At 63.1% G+C, this 23,274-nt stretch carries 23 protein-coding genes and 2 pseudogenes; 8 read left to right on the top strand and 17 right to left on the bottom strand.

Translation table 11 applies throughout. The annotated features are described in order from the left end of the window. The 4 genes from GVV86_RS18075 to GVV86_RS18060 form a co-directional block, all read right to left on the bottom strand. Nucleotides 1–227, bottom strand: a 227-nt coding sequence (locus GVV86_RS18075) for an ArsR/SmtB family transcription factor (protein WP_159803611.1), incomplete at its 3' end; no start/stop codon positions are given. A gap of 1,178 nt (nt 228–1,405) precedes the next feature. Then, nucleotides 1,406–2,485 carry a TerC family protein gene (locus GVV86_RS18070; RefSeq protein WP_159620550.1) on the bottom strand — a complete coding sequence of 360 codons (1,080 nt, stop codon included), beginning with the start codon at nt 2,483–2,485 and terminating at the stop codon, nt 1,406–1,408. A 536-nt stretch (nt 2,486–3,021) separates the two neighbouring features. Continuing rightward, on the bottom strand, nt 3,022–4,203 hold the full coding sequence (locus tag GVV86_RS18065; protein WP_159620551.1) for a DUF4232 domain-containing protein: 1,182 nt from the start codon (nt 4,201–4,203) through the stop codon (nt 3,022–3,024). Between the two features lie 467 nt (nt 4,204–4,670). Next, a complete protein-coding gene (locus GVV86_RS18060; protein WP_425513945.1) occupies nt 4,671–5,843 on the bottom strand; it encodes a CBM96 family carbohydrate-binding protein in 1,173 nt (390 codons plus the stop codon). An 848-nt stretch (nt 5,844–6,691) separates the two neighbouring features. Here GVV86_RS18060 and GVV86_RS18055 point away from each other — a divergent pair. After that, nucleotides 6,692–6,949: a PLD nuclease N-terminal domain-containing protein gene (locus GVV86_RS18055; protein ID WP_159803622.1), complete on the top strand. Its 258-nt coding sequence runs from the start codon at nt 6,692–6,694 to the stop codon at nt 6,947–6,949. 92 nt (nt 6,950–7,041) lie between these two features. Here GVV86_RS18055 and GVV86_RS18050 read toward each other — a convergent pair whose 3' ends face one another. Beyond that, nucleotides 7,042–7,584 (bottom strand): GrpB family protein, encoded by a 543-nt coding sequence (locus tag GVV86_RS18050; protein ID WP_159803621.1) that lies wholly within the window; start codon nt 7,582–7,584, stop codon nt 7,042–7,044. On the opposite strand from GVV86_RS18050, the gene GVV86_RS18045 reads away from it, so the two are divergent. After that, the gene (locus tag GVV86_RS18045) at nt 7,524–7,769 is read left to right on the top strand and encodes a hypothetical protein (protein WP_201291524.1); all 246 of its coding nucleotides are present in this window, start codon (nt 7,524–7,526) and stop codon (nt 7,767–7,769) included. The genes GVV86_RS18050 and GVV86_RS18045 overlap by 61 nt on opposite strands. 158 nt (nt 7,770–7,927) lie before the next feature. Here GVV86_RS18045 and GVV86_RS18040 read toward each other — a convergent pair whose 3' ends face one another. After that, nucleotides 7,928–8,773 carry an NAD(P)H-binding protein gene (locus tag GVV86_RS18040; protein WP_201291522.1) on the bottom strand — a complete coding sequence of 282 codons (846 nt, stop codon included), beginning with the start codon at nt 8,771–8,773 and terminating at the stop codon, nt 7,928–7,930. After that, the gene (locus GVV86_RS18035) at nt 8,773–9,192 is read right to left on the bottom strand and encodes a nuclear transport factor 2 family protein (protein WP_159803619.1); all 420 of its coding nucleotides are present in this window, start codon (nt 9,190–9,192) and stop codon (nt 8,773–8,775) included. The genes GVV86_RS18040 and GVV86_RS18035 overlap by 1 nt, the downstream gene beginning before the upstream one ends. Nucleotides 9,193–9,277: 85 nt before the next feature. On the opposite strand from GVV86_RS18035, the gene GVV86_RS18030 reads away from it, so the two are divergent. Then, complete coding sequence (locus GVV86_RS18030; protein WP_159803618.1) at nt 9,278–9,865, top strand: TetR family transcriptional regulator; 588 nt, start codon at nt 9,278–9,280, stop codon at nt 9,863–9,865. A 513-nt stretch (nt 9,866–10,378) separates the two neighbouring features. Here the strand turns inward: GVV86_RS18030 and GVV86_RS18025 are convergent. From GVV86_RS18025 to GVV86_RS18015, 3 genes are all read right to left on the bottom strand, one after another. Beyond that, a complete protein-coding gene (locus tag GVV86_RS18025) occupies nt 10,379–11,647 on the bottom strand; it encodes an RNA polymerase sigma factor (protein WP_246670047.1) in 1,269 nt (422 codons plus the stop codon). A gap of 44 nt (nt 11,648–11,691) precedes the next feature. Beyond that, nucleotides 11,692–12,048, bottom strand: a complete 357-nt coding sequence (locus tag GVV86_RS18020; protein ID WP_159620560.1) for a YciI family protein — start codon at nt 12,046–12,048, stop codon at nt 11,692–11,694. 619 nt (nt 12,049–12,667) lie between these two features. Beyond that, a complete protein-coding gene (locus GVV86_RS18015) occupies nt 12,668–13,384 on the bottom strand; it encodes an SDR family oxidoreductase (protein ID WP_159803617.1) in 717 nt (238 codons plus the stop codon). A 93-nt stretch (nt 13,385–13,477) separates the two neighbouring features. On the opposite strand from GVV86_RS18015, the gene GVV86_RS18010 reads away from it, so the two are divergent. After that, a complete protein-coding gene (locus GVV86_RS18010) occupies nt 13,478–14,350 on the top strand; it encodes a LysR family transcriptional regulator (protein ID WP_159620564.1) in 873 nt (290 codons plus the stop codon). 59 nt (nt 14,351–14,409) lie between these two features. Here GVV86_RS18010 and GVV86_RS18005 read toward each other — a convergent pair. Together GVV86_RS18005 and GVV86_RS18000 are read right to left on the bottom strand one after the other, a co-directional pair. Continuing rightward, nucleotides 14,410–14,777, bottom strand: a pseudogene (locus tag GVV86_RS18005) (ATP-binding protein); the annotation flags it as partial. A gap of 166 nt (nt 14,778–14,943) precedes the next feature. Beyond that, a complete protein-coding gene (locus tag GVV86_RS18000; RefSeq protein WP_159803616.1) occupies nt 14,944–15,432 on the bottom strand; it encodes a VanZ family protein in 489 nt (162 codons plus the stop codon). A gap of 328 nt (nt 15,433–15,760) precedes the next feature. Between GVV86_RS18000 and GVV86_RS17995 the strand changes: the two genes are divergently transcribed. Both GVV86_RS17995 and GVV86_RS17990 read left to right on the top strand, forming a co-directional pair. Further along, nucleotides 15,761–16,300 (top strand): TetR/AcrR family transcriptional regulator, encoded by a 540-nt coding sequence (locus GVV86_RS17995; protein ID WP_159803615.1) that lies wholly within the window; start codon nt 15,761–15,763, stop codon nt 16,298–16,300. Nucleotides 16,301–16,420: 120 nt separating this feature from the next. Then, complete coding sequence (locus tag GVV86_RS17990) at nt 16,421–17,812, top strand: MFS transporter (protein ID WP_159803614.1); 1,392 nt, start codon at nt 16,421–16,423, stop codon at nt 17,810–17,812. A 787-nt stretch (nt 17,813–18,599) separates the two neighbouring features. Here GVV86_RS17990 and GVV86_RS17985 read toward each other — a convergent pair. From GVV86_RS17985 to GVV86_RS17965, 5 genes and pseudogenes are all read right to left on the bottom strand, one after another. Beyond that, nucleotides 18,600–18,841, bottom strand: a pseudogene (locus tag GVV86_RS17985) (transposase); the annotation flags it as partial. 134 nt (nt 18,842–18,975) lie between these two features. After that, complete coding sequence (locus GVV86_RS17980; RefSeq protein WP_159620571.1) at nt 18,976–20,178, bottom strand: FAD-dependent oxidoreductase; 1,203 nt, start codon at nt 20,176–20,178, stop codon at nt 18,976–18,978. After that, complete coding sequence (locus GVV86_RS17975; protein WP_159803613.1) at nt 20,175–20,780, bottom strand: TetR/AcrR family transcriptional regulator; 606 nt, start codon at nt 20,778–20,780, stop codon at nt 20,175–20,177. Before GVV86_RS17975 ends, GVV86_RS17980 begins: the two co-directional genes overlap by 4 nt. A 596-nt stretch (nt 20,781–21,376) precedes the next feature. After that, complete coding sequence (locus tag GVV86_RS17970; protein WP_343033089.1) at nt 21,377–21,625, bottom strand: hypothetical protein; 249 nt, start codon at nt 21,623–21,625, stop codon at nt 21,377–21,379. Then, nucleotides 21,613–21,936, bottom strand: a complete 324-nt coding sequence (locus tag GVV86_RS17965; RefSeq protein WP_159803612.1) for a hypothetical protein — start codon at nt 21,934–21,936, stop codon at nt 21,613–21,615. The genes GVV86_RS17970 and GVV86_RS17965 overlap by 13 nt, the downstream gene beginning before the upstream one ends. Nucleotides 21,937–22,072: 136 nt before the next feature. Between GVV86_RS17965 and GVV86_RS17960 the strand changes: the two genes are divergently transcribed. Then, entirely contained in the window at nt 22,073–22,447 is a 375-nt protein-coding gene (locus GVV86_RS17960) for an antibiotic biosynthesis monooxygenase family protein (RefSeq protein WP_201291521.1), read from the top strand. 600 nt (nt 22,448–23,047) lie between these two features. After that, the coding region (locus tag GVV86_RS17955) for an ArsR/SmtB family transcription factor (RefSeq protein WP_159803611.1) at nt 23,048–23,274 on the top strand (227 nt) is incomplete at its 3' end.

Genomic DNA, 23,274 nt, shown 5'->3' with positions numbered 1-23,274 from the left:
GATTCCACCAGGCCGGCCCGCTCCAAGGAGTTCATATAGACCGATATGGTTGGCTGCGAAAGACCCGTCTTGGCCGCCAGGTGCGTCACGCACACCCCGTACTCCTCGCGGTCCGCAATCGGCTCGTACTCCGCGAAGGACTCCTCAGGCGTGCGCAACCACTCCATGATCTGGAAGCGCGTAGGGTTGCCGAGAAGTTTGAGGACGTCGACGAGCGATAAAGACATACTCCATGGTCTCACCACATACCGCCGCAGGCGCTGCCTCCAGCGTTTCGCATCCCCTCGCCGATGCACTTACCGGGTGCATAGCCATCCCGATTCATTACGGTCTCGACAGGCCTCCGCTCTACTCCGAAACACCTGATGCTGCGCTTCGCTTTGAGCAAGGCGCCCGTGAGCTGGGAGTGGATCCCGTCATCTTGGAGCCCAGGGATGAGATCACTGTGTGAGCTAACTTCTCATCAAAGGATCCTTTGACCGGATGGTCGTATGGCTCGGAGGCCAGTCAGCGAGCTCCAGCAGTGCCGAAGAAGCTGACGTCCGTCTCCTGTCTCAGCAGTGGGTGTCACTTCGAGTATTTTCAGCAAAGCCGAATAGAACCTTTGATGAGACCGAAGAGTGTAGGAGTAGGGCGCCTCGGATAGCGCGCGACGTTCTCCGGAGGGCCGCAGCTAAGGAGACCGCGACCGAATCGAGCGACGGTAGCACTGGCGGCAGGTGAAGCGGCATTGATCCTTCAGGGTTCAGAATGTGGTCCCGGAGGGAACATGCGCTGATGACCAAATGTCTTCTCACGCCACAGGCTGTGGCGCGATTGCAGCTATGGTGACGAGGGCGGATAGCCGCCGACAAATCAGGGGGAGCGATGTTGCACGATATTCTGGCCGACACCAAGAAGGCCAGCGCACACGTCAGGGACTACTACGTTCAGGACTACCGTCAGGTTCGGGACACCGCGGAACGGACCAGAGTTCGGCTTAAGGTGCCCAGGTAGCACGTTTGCCTACACTCTCATCGTGCAGGTAAACGTGCATCGCTTTCTATCGGGGCGTGCTGGCACAAAGGTTTCAAATGCAGCGCAAGCGGTGGGGAACCGGCTCATGACGAGAATGCTCATCAGCTGGGATCGCTGAACGTTCAGGCAGTGTGCGTAATCCCGAATTACCAGGACGAATCACCTCACGTCGTAACGCGGGTGGGCTGCTATCGCAGGGCGACTCACCCGACCGGAACTCATGGAGATTCACGAGCTCGAGCTGGACGCGTTCGTGCAGACCTAGTGTCCCTGCTGGACCGAAACCGACCTGGGTGCTGTCGGCTACCGAGCGCCTTTGCTGATGAGGAGTGGTGCGAAACGTCCCGGCCTCCTGAAGCAGGAGACCGGGACGGTCGTCATCGTGCGCTTACTTCAGCGTGATCGCGGTGCTCTTGTCGTCGTCGAGCCCGGACTCGATGTCCGCATCCTTGGCGTCGGCCGTGACGACCGGCTCGCCTTCGACCCGCGCACGGTCCTTCTTCACGCCGTCGCCCCTGGTCTTGATTAGGCTGGCAACAGTGGCGACGAGGACGGTCGCGGCGATGAAGAGCAGCGAAAGCCAGATAGGGATCTCGGGCACCCAGAGGAGTTGTTCGCCGCCATTGATGAAGGGCAGCTCGTTGACGTGCAGGGCGTGAAACACGAGCTTCACGCCGATGAACCCCAGGATGACGGCGAGACCCTGCGCCAGGTAGACCAGGCGCTCGAGGAGCCCGCCGATGAGGAAGAACAGCTGGCGCAGGCCCATCAGGGCGAAGGCGTTGGCGGTGAAGACGATGTACGCCTCGTTGGTGAGGCCGTAGATCGCCGGGATGGAGTCGACGGCGAAGATCAGATCCACGAAGCCGATCGCGATGATGGTGAGCAGCATCGGCGTGACGTACCGCGTGCCGCCCTTGGTCACAGTGAGCTTGTCCTCGTGGTACTCGTCGGTGACGGGCAGGACGCGGCGGACGAGCTGCATAAACCTGCCGTCCGCAGGGTTGGCGTCGTGGCTGCCGAAGGCCTGCTTGTAGGCGAGGACGAGCAGTAGAGCGCCGAAGATGTAGAAGATCCAGGAAAAATTCTCAATCAGGCCGGCGCCGATGGCGATGAAGCCACCACGCAGGATGAGTGCGATGATGATGCCGATCATCAGCACCTTCTGCTGGTACTTCTTGGGGACCGCGAAGCCAGTCATCACGATGAGGAAGACGAACAGGTTGTCGATCGAGAGGGCCTTCTCCGTCAGGTACCCGGCGAAGTACTCGCCACCGAACCTCCATCCGGAGACGACGCCGATACCAACGCCGAACAGCAGGGCCAGGCCGATGTAGAAGGCAGACCAGCGGGCGGACTCACCGATGGTCGGTTCGTGTGGTTTGCGCACGTGCGCGAAGAACTCGTAGACGAAAAAGAGGATCGTCACGGCAAGGGTGATTAACCAGATCAGGGGTGTGACCTGCATGAGGGAACTCCATAGGGGTAGGCGTCGGACTAAAGGCGCCAAGGTCTCCTCCGCCCGGCCGGAACCGGTACCGATGGCCCGGGATGCATCAGCGCATCCGTAGTGACGGGTCCATCGCAATCGGGAGTACTCCCCTTGATACATCCACCCTAACGCATCCAGTGACGTGCTTGTTCCTCGAGCCACTCGATGCGGCCAATTGCCCTCCACATACCCAACAGCAGCCAATAACGTGCAGGGAATCGAAGGCAGCGGATTGAAGGCCATATCGGTTCGCCTGATCAAACTGAGGCGGTCTCAACCCGCGGCCACCATCACGAATTATGGTCCGGGTGGTCTCCCGGGTGTGGCCCGTGATCGGCTTTCACATCGCCACCATGCTCACTTCTTTCTGCAGTGGAGTTATCACTCGAACACCTGAAACCTTGTCCGACTGCGATAGACCCGGTGCCCGGCGGAGGTCGGGCCGGCCAGCTGTTCTCGAGGTGGCGGGACGTGGTTTCTTATGGGGGGTGGGCCCTGGGGGCCCTGGTGTATCAATTGCCGTTAGCGGTGCGGACTGGCCCCCAGGCCGTCATCGCGACTGGTTGTCCGTTGTTGATATCGAGCGGTAGGGGTGTGGGTTGGCGTTGTGCTCCGGCGTATGGCGCCAGCAGAATGGTTCCGGCGCTCAACTCGCTTTGCCCGGCAATGGCGCTCCAACCCAGGTACGCCTCCGCGGAAGCGCCAGGGTCAAGGATTATGCGGGTAGGTCCCGGGTCGTCTGTGAGGAACGAACCGCCACGGACCATCAACACATCCATTGCGTTTCCGCCGCCGTCATCGAAGGCGACATCGGGGTAGCCCTCCAGGACGCACGAAGCCGCACCGGTGTTCGTGATGGTGATGGTCTGGAATCGGTGACCCGTCGCGGCGTCTTGAGAGCCGGGTTCGAGCAGCACGTCCTGTGAGCACCAGTCCGGCTGCACGTTCGGATCCACCGCATAAGAGATGGTAGGGGAGCCGATGACGGTCGGATCGGTGCTCGGTACGGGTATGGGCTGTGCGGGGTTGGCTGCACGGGAGGCCTGATCTGCCAGGGGGTAGGCGATCGCGACGGCGGTCGCCGCGACTACCACGAGGCCTACGATCATCGGGGTCGTTTTCCTGCCGGGCGTGGCCTGCGGAGTGTCATAGCCCCCGGTCTGGGCTTCCCGGGATGGTGTGCTTCGTTCGGAGGTGATCCGCATCAGTGTCATCATTCCCACAAGAGCGGGCAGCCAACCCCAGATCACACCCCAGGGCGTGGGTCGCGCTAAGGCGGCGCCTACCTCCATCAGGGCTGAGAACCCGGGGACCCAATGAGATACCAGGAGCGCAAGGTCAGACACGGCACTTGAGAGGTAGGAGGCGAGGATCATTACAAGCCAGATGGTGACGAAGATACTCACGCGCCGTCGGCCGGCATCGGACATTGACGCCGCACCGGGAAGCAGCAGGCGCAGCAGCAGAACCGCGATGCCTGCGAAAAGGATCCCAGCAAGAATGTGGATCATTATCACCCACATGATGGGGTACGACGTCACTTGCAGGATCGGTGGGAAGGCCACCGAGAGAACACGCCCGATCGAGGAGTAGCTGCCGGTTGAAACCATGGCGCTGATGGCACTTGAGGCCAACCATGCTATCGATCCGATGAGAGACGCGGCGGCGATGCCGACTCCTGATGTGGCACGCATGAATCCTTCATCCTGTGATCTGCTCATGCGCTTGAGCCTATGACACGAACGCTGACCCACCACGCGAGGTCTGCACCCGTGCGGGCGACCGAGAGAGGTCGTGCAGGCGACCGCGAGAACCGACGCTCATGTCATTTCTCGCAATCGTCTGCGCAGCATCCCGCGTCGTTCCGGGTGTGTGCAGGCGAGCAGCACCGGTTTTTGCTTGAGCCGGTTCAACTTCGGCCGCCTCATCCCGACATGGGCCGCGTGATCAGCAGCCGTTGCCCGGTAGGCGGCCCGACCGCCGTTTCGCGCGAGTTCCCTCGAAAATGCTCGAATGAGACCTCCCCAGGGCCGCGAAAACCCCGCGGATAGACAACCCTGCTGGCTGTCTCCTGTCCTGTTTCCTGCGTCTCTTCTCGAGCCGGTTGGCTACCCTGTTGAAGTACCGGGGCGACAATGACGGGTCCTTGAAATGGTGGTGGTCAACCCGCCGCGTACACGCGGACCCAGTCCACCCGCATCTCGCCGGAGCCGTTGGCGGTGATATCAGGGAACCAGTCCAGTTGCAAGGTCTGGTGCATCGGGCCCGGAGGCTGGTGCGCGGGGTCGGTGTCTTCAAACCACTTCACGCCATCGACGTAGCCCACGATTCCGCGCGGAGACCAGTCAACGGCGTAGTTGTGGAACTGCGTAACGTCCAGAGACCTGGACGACGACGTCTGCAGGTTAGAGCACCCATAGTGGTGGAAGAACCAGATGGAGTTCCAGTCGCCAGTCGTCTCCGCGTAGTCGATCTCGCCGTCACACGGCCAATTTTCACTATCGGGCCACAGGATGGACACCATATGGTATTCGTTATCACCGGACCCTGCCGCCCGGACTTCCCACCGCCCGTACTTCCGATTGGCGAACTTCGCGCCCATCCCGGCAGTCGTGCCATCCGGGGTTCCAGTCATGACCATCTTGGAACCATCCACGATAACCTGCTGAGGACTCCGAACTCCGTTGCCCGCGTGGCCGGCGCTGTTGTAGACATTCCACTTCGTGGCATCGGGCGCGCCAGTGTAATTGAACTCGTCCCCGGTTACACGCGCGCCCCACCCATGGACTACGGCCGCCTCCGGGGACGTGGTTATCGTGTCAGGCGCAGTCGTCACCACCAGCCTTGGGCGCAGGGCGGGGTTCGACGATTCCTTTGACTTGAACGCGATCAACTTCCGCGCGTTGCTTTCCAGCTTGAAGTTCTGCTCGCCGCCCTTGGCGTTGACGCCCTTGGTCACATCCCATTCAACCCAGGAGCCGGCGGCGAATCTGCCAGCCTTCGCAAGCCATGTCCCGCGTGCCGGTGCGTTATTCCACGTGACGCCCCTCTCTGTCCAGCCACCGGATGTAGTAAAGACATCTACGAACTCAGTGGAAGTTGTCGAGGTCTCGGAATACGCCCGAAGTTTGGCTGAAACGACGTGTTCGCCAGCGGGAACTTGCACGGAGAACCGTAGGAGCGAGTTCCGCCAGATAAATGCCCGGCCCTCTGTAGACAAACGGGTGCTGGTCCCAAAGTTCGAAGTCGCTCTGTCCGCCTGCACGTAGCTGTCCATGACTAACGAGGTCGTCGCTACGGCGCTCGCGGTTGTCGGGGTAATGATTGCGAACATCATCAGGATGGACGATGCAACCGCTACGCATCTGAACCGTAATTTCATGCCATGTCGGTTCTGCTGAGTTTGCAGTGTCCTCACGCTCGTAGCCTTCATGTTTATCGCTAGTTTCTACTAGGGATTTGATGTATCAGGCTGCTCGGAGCCAGCGTTGACCGAGAAACGACGAAGGCATCATGCGAGCTTCCTGAAAGCCTAAACCTGGAACAATGATTGAGCAATCAATCGCCTATATGTCCGTTGGCACCTCCAGCCCAGCGCCCGAGCGGGTCAACACCAGATGATGTGGTTCGGCCGTTGGGAATGTCGAATGCGCCCGAGGCACGCAGGACGAGTATCTCCGCTCTGAGGTGCCCGCCACCGGTCTATCGGCCTGAGTGCCTGGGGTGTGGACATTTTCCACACTTTGAGTCTCGGACCGGGCCGTACCGAAGCCGGACCGGGCCGGACTCGGGATGTTTTCGGGGGAGCGGCCGGGTAGCTGCATGACTGTGGTGAAGGTTTTTGACGTGGTCATCCTCCTCGAGCAGTTCAGGCGAGGGAGCCACCGTAGGTTGGCGACTGATGAGCACCATCGCTACGAGCACACCTAGGTCGGGGTAACCTCCTGTCTGCTCGCTGGCGGCTACAGACACACAGGACGCGGCGACGTGGAATCCGGGGGCGGCCCTCAGACCCTGTCATTTGGAGAGGAGCCCCCGCCTGCTCCGTCTGGCCAGAAGTCACGGAAACCCCGGGGCGGTCTCCGCTGTCGGTACCGCTAAGGTAGGTGCAGCATCGGAGTGTTTAGTAGTGCAACGATGGGGGTCGAGATGGTGGCAACAGCCGAGGATAGTTTGAACCCGGTGATTCCGAATGCGTGGGAACTCACCGCGCAGGGAGCCGGTGCGCTGGCCGTCACTATTGTCGTGGTGGCGCTCATCAGCATCGCGCGGTCCCGCCACCTGGCCAGTGAGGCGCAGGCCGTATGGGTCTTGATCGTGCTCGCTTTCCCCATCCTCGGTCCGGCTTCCTGGTTGGTCGTTGGCCGGCGCAGCGCCCCACCCACCCTGAGCCGCCTGCAAAGCATCGCGCCAACGACCGGGAACCACGACGGCCGCTAGGCGCACCGAGGGATCCCTCGGCGGGCGGTTCTCCGGGCGGGCCGAACGCGACGTGGGGCAGTTCGGCATCCGGCCCTGGGAGCAATCCCGCCTTATGGACCGGCGTTGAGCTTGTAGATCTCGTTCTTTTCGGCGACTGTGAGGTCGGAGCCGGCCAGGATGTCCTGCAGCACCGCGGACTTTCCAGCTAGGTACTGGTGGATGTCCATGTTTGGCTCGGCCGCGAGCCGGGATTTCACTGCGGCGTAGCGCTCGCGCAGCCCGGGGTCGGCACGCAGTGCGGGGTCGGCCCGCAGTGCGTGGCGGACCGCCAGATGGTTCCGCGGGGGCAGGCCGCCGGCGACGCAGATGTACACGTTGCGGGCCGGTTGCTCGTCGGGGGAGGTGAATGCTTCGCGGTCCCTTACCCCGAGGTCACCGCGGTGAAGGTAGCCGGCGGCCTCGAGCGCCCGGACCGCCGCGGGAACCACCCCTCGGTCGACGATGATGTCGATATCCAGGATCGGCTTGGCCGACAGGCCGGGCACCGCGGTGGAACCCACATGCTCGATAGCCAGGAAGGGCAGCCCTTCCAGTGCCTCAGGAGCAGATCCTGGACTACTCCTTCGTGCTGTCCGATGATTCGGTAGGCGCACCTGTGCAGTATGTGGTGGATCCCGAGGACGAGTCGTACTTCATCGCGGTGGGCCGGCCCTCAGAGTGGGAAGACAATCCCTGGGCACGCATTGGCGCGCTCATTTTCGCCGTCGTGGCCACCCTCGTATTCATTGCGGTAGCAAGTGGCCGCATCATCCCGGAAGATGTTGAGGCGGCGGCGTAAAGACTCATCCCGCGCCCGAAGAAGCCCGCGGGCCGATCGACGGTGGAACCAAAATGATAGTGCGGCCGCTATATGTACCTGGACAGGCAGAGCAAGACTGTGTTGTTGCAAGACCACCACTCAGGCGAATCAGTACATATGCACCCTCAACCCACGCCTCAATGGTTCCATGGCGTCTCCTTTGCCAGGAGGTCACGGAAGCTGCGCGGGAACTGGCCGGTGAGCCGCTGAACGGTATCGGTGACGCGGTCTTCGGATCCTTCTGCGATGGCTACGTCCATGTCGGTCAGCATCGTCGCAAAGGATTCAGGCATGAGCGCACTCAGGCGACCGACCATGTGATCGTAAGATAAACGACGGTGCGCTACTGGTCGATCACTTATTTCGGTGATCCTGGTAGCGATATCATCGAAGCTCAGTGCTTCGGGTCCGGTAAGGATGAGTTCATCATTGGGTGCCTCTTCGTCGGTCAGCGCGTGAACTGCCACCGATGCAATGTCCCCGGCGTCGATGAATCCGACTCGGCCGTCGCCTGCAGCTGTCCAAATGGTGCCATGGTCCCGAATGCTCGTGGCATGTGGGTGCGTTCCAGTGAAGTTCTGCATGAACCATGAGGGCCGCAGCACCGCCCACTGATCAAATAGATCAGGCAGAGCATCGTGCACCATCCCCACCGCTGGGCCGCCTCGGGCAATGGCTGAGGAGCTCAGCAGCACGGCGCGGAGTACACCCACAGCGCGGGCCTGTTTGAGGAACGGCAGCATGACTGACGCTGGGTCAGATTCACCTAAGGGCGGTATGAGGTAGACGCGGTCAACCCCGTCGAGGGCGTCGAAGTGGGTGGACGGGTCATACCAATCAAAAGCGACCGGCGTCGCTCCTGCGACGGCAGTGGCGCGCCGGCTGGCGGCGTTGGCCCGGTAGCCCGCGGCAGCCAGTTGGGCCACGATGCGGGTGCCGGTGGTGCCGCTGGCACCGATGATCAATGCAGTGCCGGTGGTCATCAGTTGGTCCTAAAGTCGGTGCCGGCCGTGGAGACGGCGAGGGGGTTCCAGTAGTCGCGGTAGGAGGTGAAGCAGCCGTTGTGAACAGTGACGACGGCGATATAGGTCATGTCGTACGGGCTGTCCGTTTTCACCATGCGTCCGGTAGCACGCAGCTCCACCACGATGGTCGCCGGGTCGGAGGTCTCATGAATCACGAGGTCGGGAATGTCCTCCAGGTCGATGTGGTCGGGGTAGTTCCGCATGTACGCGGCGATGGCCTCCTTCCCAGCCAGATGCGTGGGCCAGCCGGTGGGGGCGAAGGGAAACTCCATTTGTCCGTCTTCGGCCCACAGCTCGACCCAAGCGGGGACGTTCTTGTCCAGGAGCAGTTGCAAACCGTTGCGGAACGTGTCCGCCGGCGGGATGGGCATAGACATGAGTACTCTCCTAATATCGAAATCGAACCCACGGTCCGGATTAAGAACAATACGGACCAGCGGTCCGCATTGCAAGGAGAGTCGTATGACCGAACGCAAGCCTCGTAAGGATGCCGTCCGTAACCGTTCGGCCGTTCTCGCTGCCGCCGACACCCTTTTCCATGACTACGACAGCTCGAAGGGCGTCACCATGGCCGACGTTGCCGCAGCGGCCGGCGTCGGCAAAGCAACGATTTTTCGAGCATTTGGCGATCGTGCGGGGCTGATTCGGGCGCTGTCCGAGGTGCGGCTCGAAGTAACCATGGACGCCATTACAGCCGGTCCACCTCCCTTAGGGCCTGGTGCCCCCCCGCAACAGCGCATTCCCGCAGTGCTCGACGCCTTGCTGTGCTTTAAGCTCGACAACCGCCACCTCGCACTGGCCCTAGAGGAAGGAGCGGATTTGGGCCCCTACCGGGCAGAGAATTACGACCGATGGCATGATCTGCTCCAGCTCATGCTGGAGCAGATTCCCGGTATGACCCACAGCGACTTCACGGCTCACGCACTGCTTGCCGTCACCCGAGCCGATCTTGTAGATCACCTAGCGGGCAAGGAGCGGGTATCACCCGAACAGATGCGGACACAGTTGGCAGACTTCACTGCCAGGGTCCTCCACCCATACCCACTTTAGGGCGGACATCACCTAGTAGAGGCACCGACTGCCTCGAGATCCGATCGGCAACTCTCGAGATCCGATCGGCAACTATGGGGCGGCCCGTATCTCAGTAAAGGATCCCTTAATCAGACTGACGGGCGTGAGCCTTAACGACTGATGTTCAAGCGCCCGGGCGGCGTTGCCTGCACCTCCACAAGTCTCAGCAATCTGTCTCACCATAGGTGTTCTCATCAGAGAAGCCACGGCCGTTTGATGAGTGCAAGGCAAGGTCGGAGTGAAGTCGTACCTTGATGAATGGCGCTGTCCGAGCATCGGGCTTCATCTGCACATGATGCCCGTAGACGGCGGTTCTACGTCGATGAAACAACCGCCCGTATGCCGTTCCTCCAGCGGGACGCTGCTTCTGAGTTAGCGCGCTGCTACTTGCTCCATATGGAATCCGGGGCCGTTGGGGGAGAACCCGAGCCAGGGGCGCGACGCGGGAGCCCCGGGCGAGGCCTCGGAGCGGTACCGCCGAGCCCGCCGTCCTCAGCCGGGCGCGGGCTCGGCGCCGGCGGCGCGGCTGACCTCGGCCAGGCGCTGCTCCAGGAAGGCGCGCTCCGCGGCGTTCGCCGTGAGCTCCATCGCGCGCCGGTACGACTGAGCCGCACCGGCGGCGTCGCCGAGGCGGCGCAGCAGGTCGGCGCGGGTGGCGGGAAGGTAGGGGTAGTCGGCGAGCCGGGGATCGGTCGCCAGCTCGTCGAGGAGCGGCAGGGCGGCGGCCGGACCGTCGGCGAACGCCACGGCGGCGGCCCGGTTGAGCGCGACCACCGGGGTGTTCCACACCTCCAGCAGCCGGTCGTAGAGGTGCACGACGCGCGGCCAGTCGGTCTGCTCCAGGGACGGCGCCATCGCGTGCACGCCGGCGATCGCCGCCTGCAGGGTGAACCGCCCCGGTGGGCCGGACGCCAGCGCCCCGGCCGTCACCGTGAGCCCCTCCAGAATCGCGCGCTGGTCCCAGCGCGTCCGGTCCTGGTCGGCGAGCAGGAGCAGCCGGCCCTGCTCGTCGGTCCGGGTGGCCCGGCGCGCGTCGGTGAGGAGCAGCAGGCCCAGCAGGCCGCGGGTCTCGGCCTGCTCGGGGAGCAGCGCGGCGAGGGTGCGCGCGAGGTGCAGGGCCCGGTCGCAGAGCTCCTCACGGACGAGCGCGTCCCCCTCGCCGGCCGTGTGGCCGGTGCTGAAGAGCAGGTGGACGGCGGTGAGCACGCTGTCCAGGCGCTCAGGCAGCTCCGCCCGGCCCGGAACCCGGTAGGGGATCCGCGCTGCGGAGATCTTCTTCTTGGCCCGGGTGATCCGTGCCGCCATCGTCGGCTCGGACACCAGGAAGGCCCGGGCGACGTCGGGCGTGGGAACGTTGCAGACCAGGCGCAGGGTGAGGGCGACTCGGGCCTCGGGGGCGAGGGTGGGGTGGCAGCAGGTGAACACCAGCCGGAGCCGGTCGTCCGGCACCGCGGCGTCGGGCCAGTCCAGGTCGGCCGGGTCGTGCGGATCGACGGTCACCGGCTCCACGAGCAGCGGGAGCTTGCGCCGGAGGGTGACCTCGCGACGCAACCGGTCCAGCGCATGGTTCCGCGCCGCCGTGGTCAGCCACGCGCCGGGCCGCTCCGGGACGCCATCCCGGGTCCAGGCCTGCAGCGCGCTGACGTACGCCTCCTGCGCGCACTCCTCCGCGACGTCCAGGTCCCCCGCGACGCGCACCGTGGCGGACAGCACGAAGGCCCACTCGGAGCGGTGGGCCTGCGCCAGCGCGGCAGCGACCACGTCCGCCTTCGTGGCGGACGCGGTCGGCTCGTCGCTGGGAGCGATCAGAACGGGTTCGTCGTCGGGTCCACGACCGGGCGAACCTCGACGCCGCCGCCGGGGGCCGGGCACAGCTTGGCGATCTCGACTGCGTGGTCGAGGTCGCGCGCCTCGACGACGTAGAAGCCGCCGAAGGCCTCCTTGGTCTCGACGAACGGGCCGTCCGTCACCGTGCTGGCACCCTTGATCGTGGTGGCCGTCGTCGTGGGCGCGAGCGCCTCCCCGCCAGCGAGAGACCCACCGAGCTCGAAGACCTGCTTGGTGAACGCGTTGTGCGCGTCGATCACCGCGCCCCACGCCTCAGGCGACGCGTTCGCGTAGAACGCCGGGTCTTCGTAGATGAGGATTGCGTACTTGGCCATGGAACTGCCTCCTGCACTGGGTCGCGGGCCGGCCTGTCCGGCTCCGTCATTAACGACGACGAACATCCTGCCGCCGGATCGACAGCTAGGCCAGGATTTTCTTCAGGATTTTTCCGGCGCTGCCGCCGCCGTGCGTGCCGGAGTCCGCATTGCGTGCTGAAGTGCACTCCAGCGGCCCCACCTGACGCGTCTCCATGGCCATGGAGCAATTGAGCAACTGAGCCGTCATACCTGGTTGCGAGGAGCGCCGCCTCGGCGACGTCATCGTGACCCCGAGCGAAGAACGCGCCCAGGCCGACCTCTTCGCCGCAGCCGCACCAGCAGGTGCCCGTAGGAATCAGGGAAGGATGCTCTGTCATGGCCATCCAATCAAGGTAGGGCTTCGAGAAGCACCGTCAAGAAGCATCGCCGCGCAGGCTCCACATCGAGTCGGCAATTGTCATTGCTCGGTACTCGTTGTCGAGCACAGTAAGCCCGGCGATGGGCAGCCGCATGGAGTCCCAGATGGGATCCTCGTACGGCACGACGCTGATAGGTTGTTTGATGCTGGGAGACTGGCTCGGTGAGTTCCTGTCAGGACTTCACGGGTCGCAGTTGTCGGTGTGGGGCAGGTGGTGAGTCACCAGGGCACGACTCCGCCGTCGTCGAAGAAGCCGCCGCGGGGGCCGTCATCTGGAAGGGTGGCCAGGCGTAACGCAATCACAGCCCCTTGGTCGGCCGTGCGCGGTGAGTTGAATCCGGTGAAGTCGGTGGCCACGTAGCCGGGGCAGGCAGCATTGATGATGATATTTGTGTCGTTGAAGGCGCGTGCATACTGTGTCGTGATGCTGTTGAGCATTGATTTAGATGAAGCGTAGGCGGCCAGGATCGGACCGGTTTGCAGTGTCAGGGAACCCATGTTGCTGGATATGTTCACGATGCGCGGCGAGGTAGCGCGCCGGAGAAGGGGCAGCATCGCATTGGTTACCCGCACCACTCCGAAGACGTTCGTCTCGAGCACGGTCTGCATCACACCTAGATCAAGGGTTGTCGGGTCCTGCGCTCCGGCTTCGGCTCGCCCGGAGATGCCAGCGTTGTTGATGAGGACATCGAGCCGCCCGACCCTTTCCTCAATGGTTTTAGCCGCTGCAGCGACGCTTGCCTCGGACGTCACGTCGAGGGTCACCCCGAATGCATCGGTGTCTGCGGCATGCAGCTTCTCGACGGCGTCGTCGCGCCGCGTTTCGTCGCGGGCACCGACGATGACTGTGTATCCCAACCGGCCGATGCCTTCTGCGATCGCGTAGCCGATGCCTTTATTGGCGCCGGTAACCAGCGCGACTTTGGTGTTATTCATGGTCTTCATCATGAGTCCGGGCCAGGTGTTCCGTCCAAGACCGACTGGGTGCCCTGTGATACCCGGGAGGTATCAAGCGGTAGGGTTGATTGTGTGATTGACCTTGAGACCCGGGAGCTGCGGTACTTTGTGGCCGTGGCGGAACAGCTGCACTTCGGGCGGGCAGCCCTCCAGCTCGGCATCGCTCAGCCGCCGCTTTCCCGTGCAATCAGTCAGCTTGAACGACGCCTCGGGGTCCGCCTCTTTGATCGTGATCGCCGCGGGGTGGATTTGACCGACGCGGGACGGGTGCTTCTGCGTGAGGCCAGGGCAGCCCTTGAAGCTGTCTCGGCTGCGGCTCTACGGACGCAGCGGGCGCAGCACGCAGGGCGGGCATTGGTGCTGGCCTCGAAAGCTGGAGCTTCTCATCGTTTGTTGCAACGGCTCCTGGAAGCCTGCGCGGGTGAGGTTGGTATGGCACCGCCTGAAGTTTTGCTTTGTGAGGTAGGCGAACAAGCGGGACTGCTGCGCAGTGGACGGGCCGATGCTGCGCTGATGCACGTACCAGTCGATGACCTCACAGGGTTCGACTTCGAACCGCTTTTCACTGAGGGGCAGGTCGTGATCCTGCCGGCAGGGCACCCGCTCGCATCACGAGACCAGCTTCTCCTCAAGGACATTGCGGAGGTGCCGGGCCTGCCCATGGCCCGATGGCCACGAATCGACGGGACATACCCGGACGGCCCCGGACCAGAAATTCATACCCAGTCCCAGCTCGCACAGCTCGTTGCTCTCGGCAAAACGCTGCTCGTTATCCCTGCCTCCAGCGGCGCCTGGCAATGGAAGGAACACGTTGCCGTGCCGGTCACCGACGCACCGGAGATCACAACCGTCATCGCCTGGCCGGCAGGACCGCCCTCACCTGCGATCACCTCCCTGCTCAACGCGGCGAAAGCTCTCCACACTTCTGCAGATGTGACCGCTTGACCGTCACATGACTCCTGGCAGTTCTGAGCGGCGAGAGTGTGGGCGAGGCGGTAGGAGTCTCTCCCGTAGCGGGCGACGGTCTTCGCGAGCATCTTCTCGTCGGCGGCTTCCACCAGTTCATTCACGAGCTGGGTGGCGAGCGTGTAGTTGACCCGGTACCCCTTCTCCGCCGCCGCGGTACCCCGGCCGATGAGCATGTGAGACTCGCCGGTGCCGGAATCCCCGATCAGACACAGGGCTGGCCCCTGCGGATCCACTCCCCGGTCGCCAGAGTATGGATGGCCGCGGCGTTGATGTTCGGGTTCGCGTCGAAATCAAAGTGCCCAAGCCACTTATCCCGCGGGAAGGTCGCGGCCTTCACCCGCCGTGTCGAGGAGCGGCGATCCCGATCGTCACACTCGGCCAGCAACAGCTCGGCGAGTAGGCCGAATCTGTCCAGTACCTTGCAGAGCCAGTCGAATACTTTTCCTGCAGCGGCGAGAAGGTTGACCGGCCTCGTGCGGCAATTGATGCGGAACTGATGCCGCGTTGACCCTGGTGTCGGGGCCAAGGCCACGGCCGATTTACATGCCGTCATGCTGGATGTGGCGCGTTCAGAGTTTGGGATCACGCCGCTTTTCGAGGACGATGATGCAGATCGCGGTGAGGACTCCCAACGCTGCTCCGATGGTATTCATGAACCAGTCATCTGTATCGCAGGAACGTCCCAGGGCAGATACCAGTGCTTGTGTGAGTTCTATGAGGACAGATAGGCCAAACACAACGGCGAACACCCGGAAGGGACGTCGGAAGAGCAGTGTCGCGAAGAGAGCAAGATGTAGCAACATCGCCACATTGGCCAAGGTATCGACCCCTTGGAACGGCACAGAGAACTGGATAGTGCAGAAAAACTCTGGTTCAGCTGATGAGGGTGAGAGCGTCAGAACGAGAGGCCCCAGGAAACTTAAAATTACTAGGACGACAAAAGATTTGTTTGCCCTCATCCGATACAGAACCCACGCGAGGACGGCACCAACGGCGATGACAACCCAGAACAGGACGCGGACGAGCACAGGGTGTGCAGCAAGGACGGTGCTGATCATGCTGCGCCGTCGATGTGCATCGTTCTACCATCCCTGAAAAGTGAGCCCTCAAGCAACACTGTCGACCAACCACACAGCGGTATGCTGACGCGCTACATCGACGGAGCGGCTGCGGAAGGATCATCTAGCAACTTTCCGCATTCATGCAAAAGCTAAGGGACAGCTCACCCGGAAACCGGACCCTCACCGCTCACGCTCGAGCTGGAGTCTCAGGCACCGTGGTGTAGTAGGAAGCCGATGCCGGGGTGGCTACTGATGCATCGACTGCTCCCAGGTGTCCTGGTCATCGTGATTCCTAACTCCCACAGAAGAGTGGTAGATTACTCACATGTCACCGCCTCGCACCCTCAGCACCTCGGAAGAGCGTCGCAGTGACGTTCTAGTGGCCGCTACGCACGCCTTTGCAGGTCGCGGATATTGGGGGACCAACACTACCGAGGTGGCCCGGGCGGCAGGCATCTCCCAGGCCTACCTTTACCGGCTCTTCGCTAACAAGGAAGAACTCTTTGTAGCCGTTATCGGCGAGGTGCGCCGCAGGCTCGAGCAAGAGATTTCCCGCGCCCTCGTCGGAGTGGAGCCAGGCAGCGAACTGAGAGCGCTGATGTCGGCCTCCGACAGTGGCGCGCCCTCCGACCAGGATGCGGCGATGGTACTACTGCACGCCGCGGCCGCATCGAACGTCGAACCCATTGGAGCGGCGGTGCGCCAATGCTACCGGGACCAAACCCGCTATCTTTCTGAACGGGGGCTTAGCGGTGCTGATATTCGTTCGTACTTCGCGTGGTCCCAGTATGCGAACACTCTTGGTGCTGCTGGCATAGCTCCGGGTCGGGCCGATGCCGAACTGAGCCGCCTCCTCCCTTCCTAACTGCGCCGGGCCGCCGGCAAGATTCCCAGGGCCGACGGCCCAAACCTCCCCCCACACTTTGTTCTCGTATCGCTCTCTTTATGGTGAGTGATTTACCACTCTATTCGAAAAGGTTCACCTGTGTCTCTACAAATTGTTACTAGACGGCATCCGCTGCTGCTTCCCCTGCTGGCATTCGCCCAGTTCCTCCTGGCCCTTGACTACAACATTGTGCTGGTTGCCCTTCCTGACATGGGTGAAGACCTGGGCATGTCCGAAACCGCGCTGCAGTGGGTGGTGAGTTCATATGCCCTTGCCTTCGGCGGGTTGCTGCTGCTTGGCGGCCGGCTCGGTGATGTGTTCGGAAGGCGCCGGCTGATCCTGCTGGGCCTAGCTCTTTTTGCTGTCGGATCCCTTGCAGCCGCACTGGCAGTGAACCCGGCCCTGCTTCTCTCCGGGCGGGTGCTCCAAGGTATCGGCGGCGCACTGCTTTCTCCTGCCGTCTTAGCAACCATCGCTGTCTCGTTTGAAGAAGGGCCGGCCCGCTTCCGCGCCTTAGCGATCTGGGCCTCTGCAGGAGCGGTGGGACTCGCACTCGGATCCGCCCTGGGCGGGATCCTGATGGCCTTCTTCACCTGGCGGGCCACTTTCCTGCTCCTGGTTCCGTTGGCCATTATGGGTCTGGTTGGAGCCTGGCGGGCGGTTCCACATGAAGACTCCGATGCCGAACGCCATTCGGTGGATCTTTTGGGCGGGATTTTCGCTGCACTCGGCGTTGCTGGAATCGTGTTTGCCCTGGCCGAGCTTCCTACTCGTGGGGCGGACGCGACCGTTCTTGGTGCCGCCGTCGCCGGCGTCGTTCTGCTTACCGCGTTCCTGTTTCGACAGAGAACCGTCAGCAACCCGCTGCTGCAGCTCTCTCTGTTTCGAAGCCGGACGCTGACGGGCGGATTGGTTGCCATGGTTCTCTTCACGGGATCCATTGGCACTAGCTACTACATCTTTACTTTGTTCACCCAAAGCGTGCTCGGCACATCGGCAATGGTTACCGGGCTCGCATTCCTGCCCTGGGGCATTACCGCACTCCTTGCCTCGACCCTGGCTAAGGTTGCTCTCAACCGCCTTGGCATTCGCGGCGCACTGATTCTTGGGCTGTTGATCGCCGCCGCGGGCACTGCCGGGTTCGCCTCGTCCCTCACCTCCGACGCATCGCTGGTGGTGGTGGTTGCATGGACCGCTCTGCTGGGTATTGGCCAAGCCGTGAGCTTCGCCCCCTTGTTTGCATCGGCAGGTGCAGGTGTCCCTGCAGGTCAGCAGGGCGTTGCTTCCGCACTGATGTCCACCATCCAGCAGATCGGTACCGCCCTCGGACTGGCCGTTCTGATCGGCCTGGCAACCTGGACAATAAATACCTCCGGCGCCGTTAGTGTCGAAGCCACAGCTAACGGCCTGCAGACTGCCACCTGGGTGGGGGCGGGCATCCTTGCCAGCAGTGCTGCACTCACCGCACTCATCATGCCAGGAAGGAAGTAGCGGCTCGAGCGGCACGCCGGAGCGGCCAAGTTGCCTGCCTGCTGGAGAAAAGACGGTGGCCTGTACGAGAACGGCGTCCTGACTCACATCCAGGGGCTCGATGACCAGACGCCCGCAAGCCACGGCGCCGACAACCATCGAGTGCAGAGAACCGGGCAGATACGTCCATGGGGGCGTGTTGATCAACCGCTTTGGCTCGATCGAGACCGCTCCGCACCACGTCAAAGCAAAAGCCACTCGATAAGGTGACCCAAATGGGGCCGAGGCGTTACGCGCCTTGGCCTCATTCAGGTTCAACTGGGTGGAAGGGACGTATCGCTATGCACTGCTTAGTCTTGCGCCCGGCGATAGCCCGATAGACGGTGTCCAGCGACACGCCGAGGTTGTGGGCCGATGGCGGACCAGATGTGGAAGCCGGGGCGGTAGCTTCGCTTCGTCCTGCGAAGAAGCGCCGCTCCTGTCCGCGGGGTGCGGCTGGTCTGGGGAGGCCTTCGTGGGGAGAAGTGGGGGTGTCGACAGTGTCCACAGTTCGGGCCTCGGACTGGGCCGTACCGGTGCCGGATTGGGCCGGATTGGGCCGGATTGCGGATGTCTTCGGGGGAGTGGCGAGTATTCATGAACTGGAGTCCGGTTCGAGTCCCACTTCGGGCACAAGTTTTCCCAAGTTAGAGGCCCTTTTGTTCTCTGACTGTGGACAACCGGCGCAATTCTGCGGTCCGGGTGCCGGGTCTGGTGACTGTTTTGGAGTTTTCCTGGGTGGGGTGCCTCTCTTCTCTCGCGAAGCCGAAGTTATCCGACTGATGGTTTCCTGGGAAACCTTCGCTCCGCAGACCTCGCTGAAGTGCGCAGCGATTTCACCGGTGGTCAACCCGCGGGCCGGGAGCACGATCTGATCAATTCCATCCAGACGCCGTTTTCGCTTCAGAACGATCACCGGCTCGAAGGCACTGTCCCGGCCTCCAGGGACCTCAATTCAACCGGCCCGAGCTCGGTCAGCACCGTCCTCACCCGCGTCCCGTTGTGCGTATTCAACGTAAGCGGCGTCCAGCCGCGCTCATGCCCGAGGTGCTTCGTCCACTTCTCGGCTATAACGACATCCCAATAGTCCGGGGATACCCAGTAGCCGATCTGAACACCACTTTTCTGGGGTCCGGGGGTTGGTCCTACGTGGGCGGGACGGCTCGCGGCCCGCTCGCGCCGAGGTCGGTCAGGGACTGAGGTGTCTTGCCCACCAAGCCGGCGCTGATGATCGTGTCCCAGCCGGGCAAGGCGGCCAGCGTCAGCGCGGCACGGCGCAGCCACAGACGCGACCGTGAGGAGGGCAGGAACCACTGCGCGCTGCGGCGGCCGGCTTCCTGCGTGGCCTGGACGACCGGCTTCCATGCCTGCTCATATCGGATCAAGGCGTCCTCGACCAGGCCAGCGGCCATCAGCTGTTCGCCGAGGACGTAGGCGCCGGCAACCGCCAGTGAGGCGCCCTGGCCGGCGAGCAGGGAGACGGCTTGGCAGGAATCGCCGAGCAGGACGACGCGGCCGCGATGCCATCGTGGTACCTCAACTTGGGCGACCAGGTCGTAGTACAGATCGCGCGGCGGCGGACAGCTCTCCAGCGCGTGGGGTACGACCCAGTCGAGTGAGGAGTAGGAACGTTGCACCGCGGCGCGGGTGTCTGCCGGGACCGCCGCGACCGGGTCGCGGTGGACGGCGAACGCGGCGACCCGTCCGTCGCGCAACCCGTAGAACCCCATCCCACGATCGACCGTGTCGGTGAGGGCATACCGGTCGCCGATGCGTCGCCGGATCAACGGGTCGTCGAAGATGTAGGCGGCCGTGTGTATGCCCAGATAGCGCAAGAACTGCGCTTCATCCCCGAAGACCATCTGACGGATTGTGGAGTGAATGCCGTCCGCGCCGACCAGCAGATCGACCTCCATGGCAGTGCTGTCGGTCAGGACTACGTGGACGCTGTCTGGCAGGAGTTCCAGGGACGCGACTGTGCACCCGTAGCGCAGCTTAGCCCCCGGTGCGATCTGCTCACGCAGTACTCGTTCCAGATCGGGCCGCATCAGGGTCAGCAGCCGTCCTCCGGCCAGTCGGGCTCCGCGCACGTAGTCGATACGTGCGCGGGGTCGTCCCGATGCATCGACGTAGGTCACCTCCTCGATCGGATAGGCGAGCTTGTGCAGCTGCGGAAGCAGCCCCATCGCCTCGGCCGCGTCATAGCCCAAACCGAAGAAGTCGAGCATGTACCCCTGCTCCCGGGGACGCGGCTTTCGTTCCACTACAGTGACCTCCCACCCGTGGGCGGTCAACCGCTGCGCCATCGCGAGACCGGCGATGCCGGCTCCGCAGATCAGTGCTCTCATCGCCCCTCGCTCCCCGCCTCCTCTTTGCCGTTGCCGGGGTTACCCAGCAGTCGGTGCAGCACGGGCCCGATTTCCCCCGTGGTCATCGCCGGCTGCACAGCGCGGTGAAGCATCACACCGTCCAGCGTTGCTATCAGCACGGCGGCCGTTGCGGCCGGCGCCGGTGTGCCCTGCGCGTCGAGCCAGGCCGTCAGGGCAAGGCGCGCCTCCTCGAGGATGCGGCTGAGCTCCGCCCGCAACTGGGAGTCCCGGGTCGCCGCCAGGTAAGCCTCGACGAACAGGAGGGACGTCGAGTCCGTACCGTCGAAGTCCTCGAAGGATGCGAGCAGTTGCCCCATCGCCTTCTCCCCAGATTCTGCTCCTGAGAGTACAGGCGGGACCGCGGCCAGCACCTGCCCCATCACCCCGACAGCGGCCTGCCGGAGAAGCGACTGCACCGAGTCGAAGTGGTAGTGCACCAGCCCCGGGGCCACCCCGGCCTTCTGGGCCACGACCCGGGTGCTCACCCCACGCCAGCCGAGCAGGGGGATCAGCTCCGCGGCGGCCGCAAGCAACCGCCCACGGACCTCGACACCGCGCTCAGCCGACGTCGGCGAACTCATTCCTCCACCTTTGTTTGGGCAACCACCTTGGGCATCTGCCCAAATAATAGCCGGCCCCGGCCTATAGCGGAAGATGGTGGTTCTGAGGCGGCCTCCAACCCACGGCTGTTCGACACCATCGGCCTCGAACCTGCTGTCCAACCAGTTGCATTCCTTCCTGGCAGTGCGAGCGTATCGAACTTAGTGCGGCTGTCTGGGAAGGCCTCTAGGGGGGGGGCGGGTGTGGACAGTGTCCACACCCTGGGTCTTGGACTGAGCCGTACCGGTGCCGGACTGGGCCGGATTGCGGGTGTCTTCGGGGAGTGACGTGTTCTCAGGGGCTGGAGTCCGGTTCGAGTCCCACATCGGGAACATGTTTTCCCGAGTCAGAGGCGGTTTGCCTCTCTGGCTGTGGACAATTCGGCGCAATGTGCGGTCCAGTTGCCGGATCTGATGGCTGGGCTGGGGTGTGCTCCTGAGACCCGGAAAGCGGCCACATGGGTTCCGGGGCCGACCCGCTGAACACCGTCTCGTCCAACCCCAAAACTACAGCGGGATGGGAATCGAGGAGTGGGGCCGGTATCACCGGTGCACTCAGGGCTGCGCCCTACGCCTCCCTACCTCATGCTTGCACTTGATGAGTCGATGACGGGCAGTCGATCCTTCAGCGATGATTGTGCCGCTACCCAGTGCCCGGTGATCAGCCCCTCCTCGACGCGGATGACCTCGATGACTGCCAGTCCGAGATCGCCTGGGAACATCGTCAAGTGAGAGTGCACGAGGACCAGGTTCTCCTCGGCTACAGCCCTGTTGGCCTCCAACGACGCCTCCGGGGCGTGGGCGAAGACACCGCTTACGAGGCCGATGAAGGCTTCGGCACCATCGAATGCGTCGGATTATGCTGCGTATGCTGAGGGCCGAGGTACCGCTCCGAGGCCTTTGCGGGTTTGCGCTGGACAAAGGCGGTGTCGACGAGATCAAACCCGGGCTGCTGGTTGTCTATGGCGATCGAGAAATGGTGGCTTATCTGGGAATCCTTGATTGCGAACCCCGCGGCGGCTGGCTGGACGGCGTGAGTGAGAGGGTGAGCGTGTGGTCTCCTGCCGGGGTAGTACCGGATAGACGTGTCGGGCACCTCTGCGATTCCGAGAATTGAAGCGATGTAGGTGTAGGGCATGAAGTGTCATCACCACTAGTTCGATCAGCGCCGTCGCCAAGCACGGGAGACAAGGAACTGACGCCGGCGCCATTAGATCTGCGGCGTAGTATGCGTCTATCCAAGCAATATCTGCCCGTTCAAGCCAGAGGAGCCCATGATGTTGCAGATCAGCGAGATGGACGACCGGGTCACCTTGAACAGCCAACTTTCCAATGAAGTGGGGCCCGTCGTTCTCATCAACACCTTCCGGGTCGCGACAGAAGACGCTGACCAGCTGCTAGACGCCTGGGCTGCCGATGCCGCCTACCTGAAGACCAAACCGGGCTTCATCTCCACCCAGCTGCACCGAGGCATCGCCGGAAGCGGAGTGTTCCTCAACTACGCCATCTGGGAGTCGGTTGAGGCCTTCCGCAACGCCTTCGGCGATCCGCGCTTCCAGGCCAAATTTGCCCAGTACCCTGACTCAACAGTTGCCTCGCCCCACCTCTTCCAAAAGGTGGCGGTGTCGGGAATCTGTGTCGACCGGTAGTCTCCAGGAACTAGGGGGAGGGTGCAGCCCTCCCACCGCCCGCGATCCAGGCCAGCTGTCCACTAGACGGCGGAGTCGCTGTGACTGGCTGCGGCGGACGACTCAACCTCCCCCTCGGTGACGGGGAGACATGGGAAGCGCACTGGGTCGCCGGCGTTGGATACTTCCCACCAAAAGCGCGCGAGCTGATCCAGCATCTGGAGCTCGACCGTGGCCGGTACCGTCAGCCAGGACATCTGAGCGCGGAGCGAGCTGGGAACATAGGTCCCCCAAGTTGCGCCGCGGCCTCGACGCTTTGCGTCGCGGGAGCACGCGCAGGGGCGGACGGGGTATTGACCGAGGCTCATCGGCGCTCGCTGGTGAGGACGGGAAGCGCTCTTGCTGCATTGGAGGCAGTCACACTTGCCTTCCAGACTGTGCGTGGCGGAAGTCAGCAGCGAGTCGCCGCTTCGCATGAGGCCACAGCCTGAACCGCACGGGGCGGTTGGGGCGATCGCGGAGCAGCCAGAGCTGATGCCACACACTCGGTAGCTTCATCGGCGAGGGGATGCGAAACGCTGGAGGCAGCGCCTGCGGCGGTATGTGGTGAGACCATGGAGTATGTCTTTATCGCTCGTCGACGTCCTCAAACTTCTCGGCAACCCCACGCGCTTCCAGATCATGGAGTGGTTGCGCACGCCCGAGGAGTCCTTCGCGGAGTACGAGCCCATTGCGGACCGCGAGGAGTACGGGGTGTGCGTGACGCACCTGGCGGCCAAGACGGGTCTTTCGCAGCCAACCATATCGGTCTATATGAACTCCTTGGAGCGGGCCGGCCTGGTGGAATC

The sequence above is a fragment of the Arthrobacter zhaoguopingii genome, assembly GCF_009828595.1.
Classification (GTDB): Bacteria; Actinomycetota; Actinomycetes; order Actinomycetales; family Micrococcaceae; genus Arthrobacter_D; species Arthrobacter_D zhaoguopingii.
This window is presented reverse-complemented; position numbering and strand designations above follow the sequence as displayed.